The organism is Levilactobacillus koreensis JCM 16448 (assembly GCF_001435525.1).
Taxonomy (GTDB): domain Bacteria; phylum Bacillota; class Bacilli; order Lactobacillales; family Lactobacillaceae; genus Levilactobacillus; species Levilactobacillus koreensis.
Map to the genome: position 1 here is coordinate 14,023 of NZ_AZDP01000022.1, position 16,837 is coordinate 30,859.

Here is a 16,837-nt window from a genome sequence, read left to right on the forward strand (position 1 = left end):
CAAAGTGAAATTAAAAGCCGGCCGATTAGCGTTTCCGCCGACCAGCCGACTCGCGGTTAATGGTTATCATCTAAATGGAGATCCAATTCTTCCTGCTGGTTTGGTTCAGCGCTGGTGTAGCGGTTTTCCTTGCCGTGCAGGTAGCCATCGATCAACTGGTAAATCTCGTAGCGATCGCGACCACTCAATAGCTCGCGGTTAAAACTGAGTTGTTTGCCAGAGAGGAAGAGGCGGCCTAAGTCATACTCGTCGCGTTCTGCCTTACCGGTTAAGTAGTCCATGGTCACATCGAAATATTCGGCTAACTTGCGCACCTCAAGAAATGATGGTGTCCGGATGCCCCGTTCCCAGTTTCCGATTTGTGACGCTGTGTTGGGGTGGTCATCTGGTCCCACGGAATGTTCGTTTAAGCCAGTTGCCAATTGTTCTAGTGTAATGTGTTGGCCGCGTCGCAAGGCCCGAAGTCGTTCAGAAAACATACCAATCACCCTTTTCATCCCATATTATTATCTTCATTATACCACTCTACGTTACTTTTAAATGAAAGATAACTGGCATGTCGCCTGCTGCCAGGACTGTGCCTGCTATGGGGAGCGCCTTCAGTCTGTGGTGCAGGCTTCCAGCTCGCCTGAAAGCCGCGAAGGTCGCGCATCTCTCAGGTCGTCCCAGGCTGTAAGTCGGGAAAACACCCCGGCAAGCACCGTCGACACAGTTGGCTTCGTCCTGGCCGCCTCCGGCTACGGTTGTGGTTAATGTTGAAAATGCGTTGACAGACAAACGCTGTTGTCATTGTATTGCAACTAGTGGTGTGTGACTCATCAGTTATAATCGAAAGTTGATAAAGACCTAAGCATCCGTTTTCATAGAGCGACTACGTAAGCCGAGAGGCCGGCAGATATGGGCTCAGGCGTGTCCGCACCGTTCCAGCCCATATCTGCCGGCCGGTAAGGCGAAAGAACCACTAGATTGTCACTACTCCCTTATTTCTTAACCAACGGATCTGTTAACCGCATGAACTCGGCCACGTCGCGCTTGATGAGTTTGACGCCGGCTAGCCAGAAGTCTGGTTGGGTCAGGTCAACGCCCAGGTGTTTTTTGGCCAATTCTTCGGTCGACATGTTGGCCGTGTCCCGCAGCAGGGCGATGTAGGCGTCCTCGAAGTTGCCTTCCTGTTGGGCCTTGGCGTAGATGCCTAGGCTGAACAGGTAGCCGAAGACGTATGGGAAGTTGTAGAAAGCCGGTTCGTCAATGTAGAAATGGAGCTTGCTAGCCCACAGGTGTGGCGAGTAGGTCGACAAGTCGTGACCAAACGCTTCCTTTTGCGCGTTGAGCATCAACTCATTGAGTTCGGCTGGCGTGACCAACTTTTGCTGGCGCAATTGGTAGAAGCGGGTTTCAAACAGGAACCGCGCCCGAATATTCAGGAACATCGCCAGGGGGTTATCCATTTTAGCGTTTAACAAGATGATCTTTTCGGCATCGTTCTTCGCCGCCTTCACGTTGGCGTCGGCCACGATGAGTTCGCCAAATGTCGAGGCCGTTTCCGCCACGTTCATGGCGTAGCCTTGCCGCAACAGGGGCAGGTCGCCCATCACGCTGGAGTGAAAGGCGTGGCCCAGTTCGTGAGCCAGCGTTGACACGTCGTTCGGTGAACCCGTAAAGGTCATGAAGATTCGCGATTCGTTGGTTTCTGGCGCACTTTCCATCCAGCCGCCGGGGGCCTTGCCCGCGCGGTCTTCGGCTTCGATCCAGCGGTGTTCGAAGGCGTGCTTGGCCAGCGCTGCCATCTTGGGGGAGAATTCGCCGTAGTGTTGAATGATAAATTCCGCGGCTTCGTCGAACGTAAAGTGGTGGAGGTGACTCCCTGGCAGGTTCAGTGGGGCTTCCACGTCTTGCCAGCCTGCGTGCTTCTTGCCCAACAGCGCCGCCTTGCGGTCCAGGTAGTCGAGCAAAAATTGCTTGTTGTCATCGACCACTTGCCAAATCGTCGCTAAGGTTTTTGCGCTTAACCGGTTGTCCTTTAAAGGTTCGCGCAGAAAATCAGTCGTCCCATGAGCGGCATACTCGGTCAACCGGAAGCCGGCCAAATGGTTCAGCGTGTCGGCGAAGAGTTGTTCCTTGTCCGTCCACGCTTGTTCCCACGCTGGCAAGAGGTCGGCACGGTACTGGGGATCGGCGTTTCCCAGGAGGTTGTTGTCGGCTTGCCCCGCGGAGAGGGTGACCGGCTTACCGTCGGTGTCCTTGAATGGCACACTGACGGTAGCGACCAACGAATCGTAGTGGGAGCTCCAGGCAGCCTTGCCATCCATGTTGAGCCGGTTGATCAGGGCTTCCGTCTTGTCGTCGAGCAATTCCTTGCCGGCGTCGCGCATTTCTTTTAAATTAAATGCAATCGGCTGGAGTTCTGGCCGGGCCAGCATTGCCGTAAAGTTGGCGTCTGGCACCTGAACCAACACCTTTTTCAGTTTGCCACTGACGTTTTCGGCCTGCGTTTCCAAGTCGAGCAATTGGGCTTCCTTGGGCGCCACGTCGGGGTTCTTGATGTCAGCATCGCCCACGGCCATGATGAAGATGCCCGCCTGGCCTAATCCGGCCTCAATAGCCTGTAATTGGTCGATGAGTTTCACGAATTGTTGGTATTCTGGTGCGTCACTGGCGGCGTCCCAGCGGTCCAGGAGGTCACCAAGCGTGGCGATGGCACTCTTGATCTGAGTGAGTTTCGTTTTGAGCTGCGATGAGGTAATGCCCCCCGCAAATAAAGAATCGAGGTCCCAATTTAAAGAATATTTCACAGAAATTGCCTCCTAGGTAACTATTTTTTCTGGACAGGATTGCGGTTAATCCAGAGCTGACTTGGCTTGCAAGCCGCGCCACCGTAATTGGATACATTATAGCAAACTTCGTAACGATTGCGCTGGTCTAAAGAACTCCGTATACTTACCAATAAGAGAAATTTACGAGATGATTAGGGGGAAAAGTAAGATGAAAAAGCGTTTGAAATGGTGGCTGATCAGCCTCGGTGTCATCATTCTTTTGGTAGCGGGGGGTCTCGTGGGTGCGAGCCTGTATTTCTACAACATGACGGTGGCGAGCGGCAAGAAGAGCTTCGTTGCCACGGATACCCGACTGAAAAAGTCCGACCCGAAGTACGCGCAGAAAAAATGGTACCGTGACGTTGCCAAGGAACACTGGACGGAAAAGGCGGCCGGCGCCAATTTGAAATTAGTCGCGGACTACATTTCCGCAGCTCAAAGCAGTAAGAAGACGGTCGTGCTGGTCCACGGCTTCGGTTCCAACAAGGAAGCCATGGGCGGGTACGTCGCCATGTTCCACGACCTCGGCTACAACACCCTGATCCCGGATACCCGTGGTCAGGGCCAGAGCCAAGGCAAGGTCATCAGCTACGGCTACTATGAGAGCAAGGATTATTTGAAATGGGTCGACCAGGTGATCGCCAAACAGGGACAGAATTCCCAAGTCGTCTTATTCGGCGTGTCCATGGGGGGTGCCACGACCATGATGACCAGCGGCTTGAAGACGCCGAGTCAGCTGAAGGCCTACATTGAGGATTGCGGTTACACCAACGCCGACGCCGAAATCGCTTATCAGGCCAAGCAAATGTACAACCTGCCTTACTGGCCGTTGGTGCCACTGACGAGCCTAACGACTAAGTTGAAGGCTGGCTTCTACTTCAAGGACGCCAACGCCACGGCTGCGGTCAAGAAGAACCACAAGCCAATGCTGTTCATCCACGGCGGCGCGGACAAATTCGTCCCAACCAAGATGGTGTACGATGTCTACCGCGCGGATGCCGGGCCTAAGGAGCTACTCGTGGTTCCCGGCGCCAAACACGCCGCAGCGCTGTCGCACAACCCCAAGCTTTACGAAAAAACGGTCAAAGCTTACTTGGCGAAATACATTAAGTAGGGGTATGGATTGCGCACTACGGCTGACAGGGATTCCGCCTGCTGGGCAACTCTAGCGTTTCTGGCGCCTTACCGACCGGCAGATATGGGCTGGAACGCCGCGCCTGAGCCCATATCTGCCGACCTCTCGGCTTAGATTGTGGGAGCTTGCGGTTGTTAAGCTTGGTGGATAGCTGTTAATACCGGCAATTGTTAGTCGTTAAAGTTCTCCTGAGATATGACAAATGGATAACTGTCGTTGATAACTTATAATTGAAGTATGCAGTCTAATTTTTCGGCTATCTTAGTCGAAGGCCAGCGGGCACAGAACCCTGTGTCGGTGTTCTTAGACTGGGCGAATTTCCCAGCCTTAGAACACGGGCCGAGCTTGGAGACTCATTCTTGGAGGCTCCAAGTCGCCCTGAAGACTTGTGATTTTCAAGGCTTCAGGTCTGCCCCACAGGGTGGCGTGCCCGCTGGCCGAAGACGAATGCGGAATCCCTGGCAGCCGGAGGCGATACTTGACGGTTAGCTTTTACGATAAGGGTGGTAGCCAAAAGGAGAGATGGGACCAGTGACTGAACGACAATTTCGACCTATGACCGAAACGATTCTGACGCTGGGGGCGACCCTGGTCATGGGGATGATCGACGCCGATACGTTCCTGAATCACGGCGCAGTCTTCGTAAGCGCCCAGACCGGGAACCTAGTCGTCTTCGTGGTCAAACTGGTCGAACACGGCTGGAGTGACGCGTGGGTCAACGTGCCCGTCTGGATCGGTTATTTTCTGGGCTGTTTTGGCGCGCAGGGACTGAGCGAACACATTAGCCAAGACAATCACCGCCGACAAATGCGCTGGCTACTGCTACTGGACATTCTGGCCTACGCCATCTTGGCAAGCTTGCAGACGAATTTACCAACCATCTGGCTGGTCTTTTTCCTCGGCGTCGTGGCCGGGTACGAGCTGACGATTTTTCGTCAGGTCGGCGGGATCGGCATCAACAACGGCATCATGAGTGGCAACACCAAGAATCTGGCGACCGATACCTACCGTGCCTGGATCGATGGCGACCGGGAAGCACGCGTGCGGCAAGGAAAATTAGCGCTCGTCTTAATCACTTTCATCTTGGGCTGTGCTTTAGGTGCGCGGTTGGCCATTTTAACGGCGCTCGGGGTCCTGTGGATCGCTACGGGCTTAAAATTAATTCTCCTCTGCTGGCTATTTTTACCGGTTGCGATGGAAAAACCACGCGGATGATTGGTTGGGTTGTGGCCGTAAATAGCGTATAATTAACTAGAATCGGGTGAAGACTAGACCGCCATTTTGAAACAGTCGGCGTAAAGTCAGCGGTAGCGCCATTTCGCGTTACTTTTCCCTCGAAATTATCTATTAACGGAACCCACGATGACCGTGGGAGTGAAATTAAGGAGCTTAGCAAATTGTTAATCACAGGACTAATTATCGGTCTTTTGGTGATTGGGCTAGTGCTCGGCTATCTGGTGCGGCAACACAAGCACCGTCAAGAACTCATGGCGGTTCAGGCCCAGGCGCGAGACATCATTGCTCAGGCAACCGAGAAGGCTAAGAAACAGGTCAGCAAGTTGCAGGCGGATAGTCGCCACGACACGCTGGCTTACCAGCAATCAGTAAAAGACGAATTGACCGAGCAACAGAGCGACATTGCCGTACGGGAACAACGCCGGCAACAGCGCGAACAGTTGCTGGGGCAGATGGCCGTTCGGTTGGACGACCAGACCGCGATGTTGGATGAACGCAGTCAGGCCAACCGCGACCAGCGTCAGGCCATCCATTTACTACACGATCAAGCCACCACGTTACGGGAAGACCGCGAAAAGACGTTGGCGGATCGCGCAGAATTGGACGTTAAGGGTGCTCAAGACACGGTGTTACAACATACCGAACTGGAACTCAAGCGTGACCGCGACGTGGAAATCAAAGCGTTGAACGATAACGCCGTTGCCAGCGCCGAACGCTGGGCCAAGGATGTCGTTTTATCGGCAACTGAAAGTGGGCCACAGGACCTGCCAAAGGAACACATGGAACATACGGTGGTCGTGCCCAACGGTGAGATCCGCAGTAAGATCATTGGTCGCGATGGTCAACACATCCGTTTGCTGGAAACGTTGACCGGGACGGACTTGATCTTTGTGCCGGACGACAACTCGACATTATTTATCAGCACGCATGATCCGATTCGCCGGGAAGTGGCCCGGGTCGCATTGACCAATTTAATTGCCAGTCGTCGCATTTCCGCCAACCAAATCGAAACGCAGGTGGAAAATGCCCAGCGCGATGTCAACCATAGCTTGTGGGAAACCGGGGAACAGACCGTTAGCCTGCTACACGTCGGCTGGATGCACCCCGACCTGATGAAGCTGATTGGGCGCCTCAAGTACCGGACCAGTTATGGCCAAAACGTACTCCTGCACTCGATCGAAGTGGCCCAGTTGACTGGAGCCATGGCCGCTAGACTGGGGTACAACACCCGCTTAGCACGGCGGGCCGGCTTGCTCCATGATATTGGGAAAGCCATTGACCACGAAGTCGAAGGCACCCACGTGGAAATCGGGACGGAATTTGCGCAGAAGTACGGCGAAGACGAGGTCGTCATCAATGCGATTGCGGCCCACCATGGTGACGTGGAAAAGACGTCACCGTTATCCGACCTAGTTGCTGCGGCCGATGCCGTCTCCGGTGCCCGTCCAGGTGCCCGGAGCGAGTCCGTTGAAGATTACATCAACCGATTGCGGGCGTTGGAACAGATTGCTAACGAACAAACTGGTGTCGCTGAGAGCTATGCCATTCAAGCGGGTCGTGAACTGCGGATCGTCGTCAAGCCACAAGAACTCGACGACCAGGCGGCAGCTAACCTGACCAAGGAAGTTGCCAAGCAGATCGAAGACAAGCTGACGTATCCTGGGAAAATCAAGGTCACCACGATTCGCCAACTCGCCGCCGTTGAGTACATTGGCGATGAAAAAAAGAAGAAAAAGAAGCGTAAGAAAAAAGCCGCTAACGAGTAGCTATAGGCTCTTCGTCAACGGGTGTTGATGTGGAGATTTGAGAGGTTCAATTCACTTTAGAATTGGGCCTTTTTTGTCCCTTAATTTTACGATGACGGGCGCTGGTAATTAGCTCATTGTTCCGTACCCCTTTTTTTCATGTGAAACTAAAAGTTAAGAGGAACGCGGTAGTTTACATGGCGATGATGTAAACGGTTGCGTTCTTTTTTATAGGAGTGCTCCTAAGATATATTGATAGTGCTATCGATAGCGCACTTAAAAAACTAGATTTTTTAGTTTATATCAAAGGGGAATGAATAAGTTATGATAAGTTCAACATGGAAAGAAAAAAAGTCTACAATTTGGTTTAGAAGTGGTATCTTATTGGTTAGTACTTTAATGATTGGAGGCACGATTGCCACTTCAGCTAGTAGTGTAAATGCAAGCGCTGATACGGTTCAAAAGGCACAAGATAATAGTATTTCTAGTGAGGATTTGGAGACATTCGAAAATCTAGATCCTAATGAATTAGCCTATCAAATCGCAACAGCCTTGCAGCAAGAAGGAATTAATCTTGAAGAACTTCATGATAATCATGAGATTAGTACCCGTGGTATTAAAAGCAAAGCTGCTAAGGTGGCCGCAAAAGCAGCAATTGCGGCTTTAAAAAAGATGGGGAGAAAAGCTTGGAATAAAGCTATTTCATCGGTACCGCTTATCAAAGGCTTTTTGAAAAAATATTTAAGTTATGAGTCGGTGATGAAGACTTTGAATATTGTGTCAGACTTTGAAGGCAATATTGATAATGCCATGGCAAAACAGTTTCAAAAGCAAGGTATGCCCAAATCGATAGCCGGTATAGCAGCTAGAGCAATCACAACGATTTTATTATGAGAAAAGTAATTGGAAAACAGATGTTTTTATCTGCTGTTTTAGGAGTGACATTAGCATTCACCGCTGTATTTGTTATTAATCCTATGGTTGATTGGGGAACTAGTGCAGGTGGTTGTAGTGGGTATCGAATGCTGCTAACGCTAACGATACTGTTTGGCATTGGTATTCTAACCATATACCTCTTGAATAAGATTTGTAAATTTAACAAAAGTATTGATTCGAAGTGGTTACTGTGGATAATATGCTTGCTGTTTACCTGCGTTGTTACTGTTGCGGGTGGGTACATTTTAACTGTGATAGTTAATCTTATTTGATCACCTACACCCGTGGTTTAATGAACATAGTGCATATTACTGAAAAGTAACGCCAAAACTTATTATCATCAGGCCTTTTTTTGAAGAAGGCCGAAAAAAACGGTTATCCTTTCAATCTCGCTAACAATAGCAGGGTAGAAAGGATAACCGTTTTTCAATTGTTTTAGATTAATCGTGCGGGTCATTAACCACACTGAAGTTATCGTTAGTAGTTGCATCAATCACGGGGTGGTCTTGCAGATAGTCCGCGATAATTTCGCTCATCGCACCTTGACTCTCCGCAATGATCTTATCGGCGCCAAACATGGCGTAGTGGCCGCCACCGACCGCGCGGTACTGATTCAGCGCGATTCGTAGTGGCTGTTCTGGCGTAACGGGTTCACCGTGGTACGTCAGGCTTTCGACCCGATGACCCATGGGTTTTGCCACGTTCAACCGGTAGTCGACGCCTTCGTACATATCGTAGTTATATTGCCGCCGCTTAGGGTGAACGAACGCTGGGTTGACGGCGATTTCGCCATCTTTCACGGTGAAGTACCGGGCACTGACTTCTAGCGCCGCCTTCAGGTCAGCTCCGGTGATGTTCAGGAGGGACAGGCCGTTGGGATAGACGTAGTTGGTCATGATATTGCGCATGGTGATGGGATTTTCAAAACCGCGGGCTTCGTCGTTGAACAGTGCCGTCGCGGAAATGTCGGCGCCCATCGTGGCCATTTGGACCTTTTGAATAAATTCGATGTATGGCGTCTCGTGAATCCGGGCGGCAAAGGGATCGGTGAAGGTCATGTCGCCCTTGATGTGGCCCAGCGGTTGATCGAGCCAATGGCCGACTTCATTGTTGAGGTCGTTGGCGGCGGTCAGGACTTTTTGGTCTAGGGGCGCTTTTTCGGCGCTGACCAATTCGGAGTGGTGGCCGGTGACGTGGACCTTACCAGCGGCATCGCGGTCGAGGTCCAGCGTGATCTTACCTACGGCTTGACCGCGGAAACCGGGTTGGGTCGTGGGGATGTCAAAGACATCGGTGGCCAATTGGCGGTGTTGATGGCCAGTGACCAAAGCGTCGATGCCCGGAATGGCCTCTAGAATGTGGTAGGCTTCGTTTTCGCCCACGTGAATGTCATTAGGCTGGCCGGTGACTAGATCGCGTTCAAAGCCGCCGTGATAGCACACAATGACGACATCAGCGAGTTCTCTGATGATGGGGACGTATTTCTTGGCGGCGATGAAGGCCGATTCGAATTGCAGGCCACTAATGTTGGTGGCCTTTTCCCATTTATAGACGGCTTGCGTGGTCAGACCCAGAACGCCAATCTTAATGCCGTCCTTTTCGATGATCTTGTAAGGTTGCCCGTATTCGGGGTTGCCGTTAGCGTCCAAAATGTTTGCGCACAGGATCGTTCGTTTGGCGTCACGAATGGCAGCCTGCAGGTATTCCTGGCCATAATTAAATTCATGGTTCCCCAGGATACCGCAGTCATAATTAACTTGATTATAAATGGTCATGAGTGGTTGTGGATTGCGGTCAGGCTTGACCCGTGCCACATAGTAGGCCAGCGGTGACCCCTCTAGAAAATCACCATTCTCAATGGTCACCACGGGACCCTGAGCGTTGGCTTGTTCGCGGGCAATCACCGTGGCAGCGCGCGCCAGGCCAAATCCCTGGTGGCTTCCCTTTTTCACATAGTTCGTGGGGAAGACGTACCCGTGGGTATCGCTCGTCGATAAAATTGTCAGCTTCATAACTGTCACCCTCCAATTCGCGAAAAGACGCCAAATCTTTAACGTGTTAAAGAAATTATAAGCTAGTTTGCGATGAGTGTAAATTTATGGTGGCAAAAATCATTCAATTATGAGATGTTTTCTAACTTAACGAGCAGAAATCGACCAATTTAGGGGGTTATTTTGCCTTAGATATAGGGTGAATACACTTTGAGGTCATGGAAGTACCGAGTTTTCCGGTTGTGTTTTCTAATCGGCTAGTGAAAAGGCATTGCAAATTGAATAGAATAGCACGCCTACCTTTATACAAGACGTTGCTTAAACAGAGAGGTGGTTGTGATAATAGCATGCAGACGGAATAACGCTTGTTGCCCAGCAACAAGTGTCGTGTGAACGCTCAATCTAAGCCGGAGGCGGCCAGGGATGTGGCCAGTCGTGGTCATCATGGTAGCTGGAAGCTAACATAATGGGCGACTTTTAGGACGCATGGGTTTGCTAAAAGTGAGCGAGAAGCCTGGCGTTCTTCCAGGCTGAAGCGTCCCCCACAGCTGGCGAAATCCCTGGCAGCCAATTTCGCAAGAGCGACAAAAAACGACGACCAGACCGGAATTGTCTGCGTCGCCGCTTTTTGTGAACGTATATTACGTTTGGAGTAGTGGGTCGACCGCCGTAGCAAGCCGCCCGTTATTTTTACTTTTGGAGGAGTAAAATTGGTAACTTATTCGTAGTTAATTCGTAAGTTATGCGACAACTATAACAGTTAATTGTGAAGAAAATGTGACGCTTCGTGGAGAAACTAATCGCTTACCGCAATTTCTTGCATATAAAGCATTTGGTCGGTGGAAATTTGTTGGTAGAGGTCGTCTGCAAGTGCCGGTGAAAGCTTATGGGCGTTGCGTTGTTCGCGAACGTAGGTGTACTCGAACTGGAAGGCTTGAATGAACAATTCGTTTTGTTGGCTATCGTCTTGATTGGCGTCAACGCGACGGTGGCGGGCGTTGTAGTAGTTCCGCACCGTGTTGACTTCGGTCTGGTTATCAACGCTGGCAATGCTCATGAGAAAGTCGATGACGTTGTTGTAGACACCAGCTTCGATCTTGTAGAAATTTTCGCGCCGTTGCTGGTTGATTCGTTGGCGACGTGGCGAGCGGCGTCGTCCCTGTTCCTTTTGTAATGCGATCCGTCGTTCCTGAGCGGCCTGTTGTTCCGCCGTATGGGGCCGCTCCTGGAGTTGTTGTCGTTGTAACGCGATCCGTCTGTCGCGCTGCCGCTTACTCAGCAGACCGTGAAACGCTCGATGCGTGAGGCCGTGTGCGACCCGATGCCAAACGAAGCGGGCCCACAGCGTGAAGTTGACGAATGGATTGTTACTGCTCATCTGCGATTTGACTACCAGCACGCGGACGTAGCGGGCGGCGAAACTTTGAGGAATCGTGCCATCGTCGGCAAATTTTTGGACCGTTTCGACCTCGACTTGGGTAGCCTGATTGAGAATGTTCTGCAATTTCTTCTTGTCTGGGCGTTGGTCCGTGGCTTGACTGTTGAGAATTTCAATTACGGATTGGGTTGCGGCGGGGTCGGCCGTACTTTCTTGGGCCAAACGATCGGTCGCGTAGGCTACCAGCGCTTTGCGTTCCTTGAGCGCCGTTGCGGGATCCACGGGCAGCTCCTTATTTGGCAAGATGAACGGCAACACAAGGGTTGGGACTAGGAGACTCAAAATAATGACGACCGCGGCGATAAAGATCATCGTGTTGCGGAAGGGAAAAGTTGCGCCGTTAAACGTCAGCGGAAGCGAGAAGGCCATGGCGAGTGTAATGGTGCCGTGAACGCCGGATAAGGCACCGACCACCGCATTTTTCCGGCGGTCGGACTTGTCGGAGCGGACCAGTGCCCAGTCGAAGCGAATCCAGATGTACCGTAGCGCCAGCATGACTAGATACAGGGTCACGGCCAGCAATAAATAGGCTGGTAACGACTTGGTGTGGTCCTGCTGAATATTTACCCAGACGGTCGGAAGCGAGACCCCTAATAGGACGAAAACGAAGCCGTTGAGGACGCTAGTGATGATGCTCCAGGTCGAACGGGAGACGAGCTGTAACTGCGTGCTGGAGAGCCGGAGTTGGTTATTGGAGGCACTGTAGGTCAATCCCGCGGCGACGACGGCTAGGATTCCGGATAGACCGGCGTGTTCCGCAGCCAAATAGATGAGGAAGGGGACCAGCACGTCGTAGGGAACGATGACACTGGCGGAGTCCTTTCCGCTTTGAACCAGGTAGACGCGGGCCCAAACGGCGATGACTCCCAGAATCAGGCCAATTAAAAGACCACCGAGAAAGACGAATAAGAAATGTTTGATGCCGCCACCGACGGAGAATTTACCGGTCGTAAATGCGGTCAGGGCAAGACTGAAGGCCACCAAGCCAGAAGCGTCGTTGAAGAGCGACTCGCGTTCTAGCATGCCCATGACGCGTTCAGGGACCGCCATGTTAGTGGTGATCGACGACACGGCCACGGCATCGGTCGGCGTGACGATGGCGGCGAGGGCGAAGGCCAGTGCTAGGGGAATGCTGGCAATCATGGCGTGACTCACGTAGCCCATCAGAATAACTGTCAGAATGGCTAAGACGACCGCCATGGAGAGAATCGAGCCAATATTTCTGCGCAACGCCTTTCCGTCGGCATTACTGCCATCGTAAAACATAAGGGGTGCAATAATCAGTAGCATAAACACTTCGGGCTCGAGTACGAAGTGGTTGTAGAGCGGGACCAGTGACAGCAGGGCACCGGCGAAGATTTGATAGAAAGCTTGTGGAATCAATGGAAAATACGGGTAGAGCGTGTTGGCGACGATGGTTGCGAGTACTAGCAATAGGACGGCATAGAAGACGTTCACGGAAATTTCCTCCTAGTGGAAATAATTTAGTGCCCTCATTTTACAACTAATAGTGAACAAAAGGGAAAACGAATATCCTTACATAGAAGAAACGCCGGTTTAGCCACATCGGTTAGTTTGGAGTGTTGAATTTTGATTGAAAATCCGACTAAAAGTGAATATTAATTCTAATTATATGGATATAAATTCATTTCCATGAAAAAGACACACGTGGCGAATTTAATGGATAATCAAAATGACTTATCAGAGGATAATTTGCTAACTTTAACAACCTTGTGACGAAGCTAACGCCGATAATGCCGCAATTTTTAATTAATATCACAAATTCGATTGGGTCAAAGGTAATGGTTGGGGACAACAACCAACTCACTAAAAAATGTTGCCTGTAATTTAGAAAGTTTCCAAAAAAGGTTGATTATTCATTCAATTGTGGTAACATATAAGTTGGTTCTACTAGATGATTCAGTGAAATATTTGGTAGCAACCAAGCTAAGTCAATTGTTTTTTCTATCGTTACTCAATCCAACGATAAGGAAGTGCTGAGATATGATCAATTTATACATTGCGCCAAGTAGCGCATCCAGTCGGAAGGCCCGTGCATGGCTGAAGGGACACGATATTGCGTTCAGAGAACGGAACATCAAGTCCAAGCCATTGAACGCAGCCGAAATTAAGCAGATTCTTCGCTTAACCGAAAACGGCAGTGAAGACATCATTTCGACCCGGTCGAATGTTTTCAAGCAACTACACGTTGACCTAGACACGCTCTCGGTTAGCCAGTTGGTTGATTTGGTTGTAAAGTACCCTGATTTAATCAAGCGCCCCATCATTTTTGATGACAAGCGGCTTGAAGTGGGCTACAACGAAGAAGAAATTCGGCGGTTCTTGCCTCGCGATGTGCGGACGGCGGAATTACACCATTTGGAATCACAACTAAGCTCATAGACTAGATCGATCAGTTCTCGGGGGAGTGCTGATCGGTTTTTTATTTTGCTTATGATTAATAGATGATGAATTTTGGCAGTTGTTTGTGTCGAAAGAAGGAAACGAACTATTAGTAAGCAAATGGAAGAAAGTCCAGTTGAACTTTTTGATGGTAAGTAATTAGTCAAGCTAGCATGTTTCATAGGATGAAAAAGGGGCCAAACATTCTTCAAATTGGTCCCTTTTTTGGACGTAAAGGGTACGTTTCCCATTGGTAAATAGAGCGTTCCTTATGCCTTGCCACGCATAGATTTAACCTCGAATCAGGAGGTTAAATCTATGAAAACACTATTTGTTACAATGGTTACTTGTTTGGCAATCCTATTTGGCGGTATGGCTAATGCCGATGCAGCAACTTTAAATGTGGTGCATCATTCTGCATTATCTTGGTCGGCAAATTATAAGATTGAAACGTCTGGTGATAAGATCAAGAAAGTTTCGAATGTTAAGGCCAGCAGTAGAATTGGTAAAATAACGAGGCAATATGTAACACAAGATTCTTCAAATAAAGTGACGTTACATATAACTCGGGTAGTGGGTCCAGCAACGTATCATGTCAGATTATCTGCAAGAGTTAGCAAGGGGAAGTTATATGTTACGTTTAGCTAACTTGGGTGGTGCCACTGGTTTTGCACTTCGCATTGCATTGAAAGGTGCTTTGGGTAGTACGTTTAATACGGCTTCTGGTAAAGGGTTTGCTAAGGGCCGTGTATTCCACTTTAAAGGTGGTAAGTATAAGTCATGGTCATATCAATAAAGAGAATGCTTCTAGTTTTGGCTAGTATCTTAATAGGTGTATTTGCGGCAATGAACTTTGGGTATACATTAAGAACGAGGATTATTTTGGCCGTTGCGTTTTCAATTGCAAACGTGTTTTCGTCATTGTATACGTTGTCGCATTGGAATGAGTTGCGTGAGGACCGTTATAGTCAGTTTCAATACTTTATCATGTTTGTCGTGATGGAGGCCGCTTTGTGGGTGTTTACGGCCGTTGTTCCTAGCGGTTTAACTGGAATAATTTCATGGGTTTGGCTTGGTGCCATTAACATATGTTTCTTTGCTGTTTTGATGATTATTGCAATCTCGTTTGAAAGGTTTTGGAGAAAGCACTAGATAGAATTAGATGAAGAGGCTGTGACATAACTAGCCCTTGTAGGAAGGGACTGGGACAGTCCCTGAATTCTAGCAATTAAAAATTGATTCTAGAAATCGTTTTGTGATTTCTGGGACCAATTTTTTCGTTACATTACCGATACCATCGGTCAATAAACACGTTAAAATAAAATCTACAGCTTTCATAATGTTTTTTTTAGTATAGTATTAGATTTGACAATATAATTTATATTCATCAAAAAATTTTCTTACACAGGAGGAATATCTAATCGCAGATTTTAGCTTGCAACTAAAAAGTGCCCGAATTGCACAAGGATTTTCACAAAACGAAGTTGCCACAATTCTACACGTCACCCGCCAATCCATTTCAAAATGGGAAAATGGTCGAGGCTATCCAGACCTGGACAATCTAATTCAGCTCAGCGATATTTATAAAATGTCAATTGATAAATTACTAAAGGAAAACTCAGAACTAAAAGAACAAATTGATGTCAACAACGAGCAAATTGCTGAGAAAAGGAAACAGTTAAAAAAAATCAACACGTCTCCCTATCAAAATACTGACGAGGGAATCATTTTGATTTTACTGGCAATGGTTTCAGTTCTTCTCCCGCCAGTCGGGATCTTTTTACCCATGTATGTCATGTGGCGAAACACCAAATATAATAGTTTACATAAGACCATCATTTTAGTCTCGCTACTAGTCATTGTTTTCAGTCTAATTAGTTGCTACGTCGTTATTGAAGACAAATGGATTACACCATCAAAAACCGTTGTCTACCAAATTAAGTAGACATAATTATACGGCTTACTTTTACTAACGCTGCCTATAACTTAACATGCTAGGGTAGAAAATCCACTGCTTGAGTTATAGGCAACATTACTCTATTGACAGAATTTTACACTACATATCGCTTCAATAAGTTTATTACATGATCTTAATATCCGAAATTTTGTTCCCTTGTATATTCTTTAATCGAGATATCGCCGAGCAATACTGCCGGTACTGTCACAACCCGCAACTATCCCTTTACGTTTATCCATGTAACCATCTCGTTTCTTTTTTCTCCCCATAAACATCATTAGTATTAACCTTATTCCAAAAGAAAAGGGAGGACACACACATGAGAATCATGGTTAAAGAAACATCACTATTGCTTGCTGGATTAATGTTATGTACGTTAGGTGTACAAACTGGTTCCGCGTTAAGTGACGCACACGCAGACACGGTTGATTCAACAACAACTGTTAAAGATAGTTCAACAACTGATTCATGGGCGGGCATGGATTTCAACCACCCGGTATTTAATCAAGACGTCTCAAACCAATTAACTGAAGGCCAAGTACAACAAGTTCAATCCATTCTATTGAGCATTCGTGCTAGTATTCAAAATGACCCAAGCGATTTCGTCGACCCATCTTATGCAAAAACTATGATTAACAATATGGATCAACGTGGTAAGGCCGGTATGACTGCAAAAGCCGCCGCCAAATTACTCAAAGCTGGCCTTAAAAAGATGGGGAAAAAAGAATATGAAAAAATCGCAAAATCGAGTGGCCTTGAGCTAATCGGTCTGAACTGGAAGCGCATCAATCAAGCTGCTGAACTTGCGGCTGCCTTTGATGGAAAAATCGAGACTGTTTTGCAAAAAGTGCTGATGGAAGTCGGATTAAACAAAACAGCAGCTGGTATCGCTTCCCGAACTATTTCCTTCATATTCCTATAAAAGAGGTCTAAACAAATATGAGACAATTCTATAGTCATTACAAAAAGCAAATAGATAGTTACTTTAGTACCGTACAAAGTTACACCTATTTCCTAGTCTTTCTCATATTTATCATCAAAGGAATAATAGATTTGTTTCAAAAGGGCCATTACTACTTACTTGTATATGGCGGTCGTAAAATGTAGGAAAATGGCAATTAGAAATTTGTGCTAGTCCCTGTCAAGTTGTCATACGAAATAATATAAATTAGTATTGTCTTTA

13 protein-coding genes are annotated in these 16,837 nt (G+C 48.4%); 9 read left to right on the plus strand and 4 right to left on the minus strand.

Annotation, left to right across the window (positions count from 1 at the left end):
* Window positions 1–56 precede the first annotated feature (56 nt).
* Both FC99_RS01315 and FC99_RS01320 read right to left on the minus strand, forming a co-directional pair.
* Complete coding sequence (locus FC99_RS01315; protein ID WP_048734070.1) at window positions 57–479, minus strand: helix-turn-helix domain-containing protein; 423 nt, start codon at window positions 477–479, stop codon at window positions 57–59.
* Between the two features lie 501 nt (window positions 480–980).
* The gene (locus FC99_RS01320) at window positions 981–2,792 is read right to left on the minus strand and encodes a M3 family oligoendopeptidase (RefSeq protein ID WP_048734072.1); all 1,812 of its coding nucleotides are present in this window, start codon (window positions 2,790–2,792) and stop codon (window positions 981–983) included.
* Window positions 2,793–2,982: 190 nt separating this feature from the next.
* Here FC99_RS01320 and FC99_RS01325 point away from each other — a divergent pair, with 190 nt between their 5' ends.
* The 4 genes from FC99_RS01325 to FC99_RS01340 all read left to right on the plus strand — a co-directional run bounded on the left by FC99_RS01325 (window position 2,983) and on the right by FC99_RS01340 (window position 7,823).
* The gene (locus FC99_RS01325; protein ID WP_082153220.1) at window positions 2,983–3,927 is read left to right on the plus strand and encodes an alpha/beta hydrolase; all 945 of its coding nucleotides are present in this window, start codon (window positions 2,983–2,985) and stop codon (window positions 3,925–3,927) included.
* 552 nt (window positions 3,928–4,479) lie between these two features.
* A complete protein-coding gene (locus tag FC99_RS01330; RefSeq protein WP_420324061.1) occupies window positions 4,480–5,163 on the plus strand; it encodes a YoaK family protein in 684 nt (227 codons plus the stop codon).
* Between the two features lie 182 nt (window positions 5,164–5,345).
* Window positions 5,346–6,950 carry a ribonuclease Y gene (gene rny / locus FC99_RS01335; RefSeq protein WP_048734077.1) on the plus strand — a complete coding sequence of 535 codons (1,605 nt, stop codon included), beginning with the start codon at window positions 5,346–5,348 and terminating at the stop codon, window positions 6,948–6,950.
* Between the two features lie 303 nt (window positions 6,951–7,253).
* The gene (locus tag FC99_RS01340) at window positions 7,254–7,823 is read left to right on the plus strand and encodes a hypothetical protein (RefSeq protein ID WP_053083547.1); all 570 of its coding nucleotides are present in this window, start codon (window positions 7,254–7,256) and stop codon (window positions 7,821–7,823) included.
* Window positions 7,824–8,305: 482 nt separating this feature from the next.
* Here the strand turns inward: FC99_RS01340 and FC99_RS01350 are convergent, their stop codons facing one another.
* Window positions 8,306–9,877 carry a bifunctional metallophosphatase/5'-nucleotidase gene (locus FC99_RS01350; protein WP_048734082.1) on the minus strand — a complete coding sequence of 524 codons (1,572 nt, stop codon included), beginning with the start codon at window positions 9,875–9,877 and terminating at the stop codon, window positions 8,306–8,308.
* A gap of 775 nt (window positions 9,878–10,652) precedes the next feature.
* A complete protein-coding gene (locus FC99_RS01355; RefSeq protein WP_048734085.1) occupies window positions 10,653–12,752 on the minus strand; it encodes a cation:proton antiporter in 2,100 nt (699 codons plus the stop codon).
* A 546-nt stretch (window positions 12,753–13,298) separates the two neighbouring features.
* Between FC99_RS01355 and spx the strand changes: the two genes are divergently transcribed.
* The 5 genes from spx to FC99_RS01380 all read left to right on the plus strand — a co-directional run bounded on the left by spx (window position 13,299) and on the right by FC99_RS01380 (window position 16,576).
* Window positions 13,299–13,697, plus strand: a complete 399-nt coding sequence (gene spx, locus FC99_RS01360) for a transcriptional regulator Spx (RefSeq protein WP_048734088.1) — start codon at window positions 13,299–13,301, stop codon at window positions 13,695–13,697.
* Window positions 13,698–14,015: 318 nt separating this feature from the next.
* Window positions 14,016–14,345 (plus strand): DUF5626 family protein, encoded by a 330-nt coding sequence (locus FC99_RS01365; RefSeq protein ID WP_048734091.1) that lies wholly within the window; start codon window positions 14,016–14,018, stop codon window positions 14,343–14,345.
* Window positions 14,329–14,493, plus strand: coding sequence for a hypothetical protein (locus tag FC99_RS13735; RefSeq protein WP_156166923.1), 165 nt, complete (start codon window positions 14,329–14,331; stop codon window positions 14,491–14,493). The genes FC99_RS01365 and FC99_RS13735 overlap by 17 nt, the downstream gene beginning before the upstream one ends.
* A 639-nt stretch (window positions 14,494–15,132) precedes the next feature.
* Window positions 15,133–15,642: a helix-turn-helix domain-containing protein gene (locus FC99_RS01375; protein ID WP_048734097.1), complete on the plus strand. Its 510-nt coding sequence runs from the start codon at window positions 15,133–15,135 to the stop codon at window positions 15,640–15,642.
* A gap of 331 nt (window positions 15,643–15,973) precedes the next feature.
* The gene (locus FC99_RS01380; RefSeq protein ID WP_048734101.1) at window positions 15,974–16,576 is read left to right on the plus strand and encodes a hypothetical protein; all 603 of its coding nucleotides are present in this window, start codon (window positions 15,974–15,976) and stop codon (window positions 16,574–16,576) included.
* Window positions 16,577–16,837: the final 261 nt, after the last annotated feature.

Coding starts and splice junctions, on each gene's coding strand:
- FC99_RS01315 (WP_048734070.1), bottom strand. CDS start 479: ATGTTTTCTGAACGACTTCGGGCCTTGCGACGCGGCCAACACATTACA.
- FC99_RS01325 (WP_082153220.1), top strand. CDS start 2,983: ATGAAAAAGCGTTTGAAATGGTGGCTGATCAGCCTCGGTGTCATCATT.
- FC99_RS01340 (WP_053083547.1), top strand. CDS start 7,254: ATGATAAGTTCAACATGGAAAGAAAAAAAGTCTACAATTTGGTTTAGA.
- FC99_RS01350 (WP_048734082.1), bottom strand. CDS start 9,877: ATGAAGCTGACAATTTTATCGACGAGCGATACCCACGGGTACGTCTTC.
- spx (WP_048734088.1), top strand. CDS start 13,299: ATGATCAATTTATACATTGCGCCAAGTAGCGCATCCAGTCGGAAGGCC.
- FC99_RS01365 (WP_048734091.1), top strand. CDS start 14,016: ATGAAAACACTATTTGTTACAATGGTTACTTGTTTGGCAATCCTATTT.
- FC99_RS13735 (WP_156166923.1), top strand. CDS start 14,329: ATGTTACGTTTAGCTAACTTGGGTGGTGCCACTGGTTTTGCACTTCGC.
- FC99_RS01380 (WP_048734101.1), top strand. CDS start 15,974: ATGAGAATCATGGTTAAAGAAACATCACTATTGCTTGCTGGATTAATG.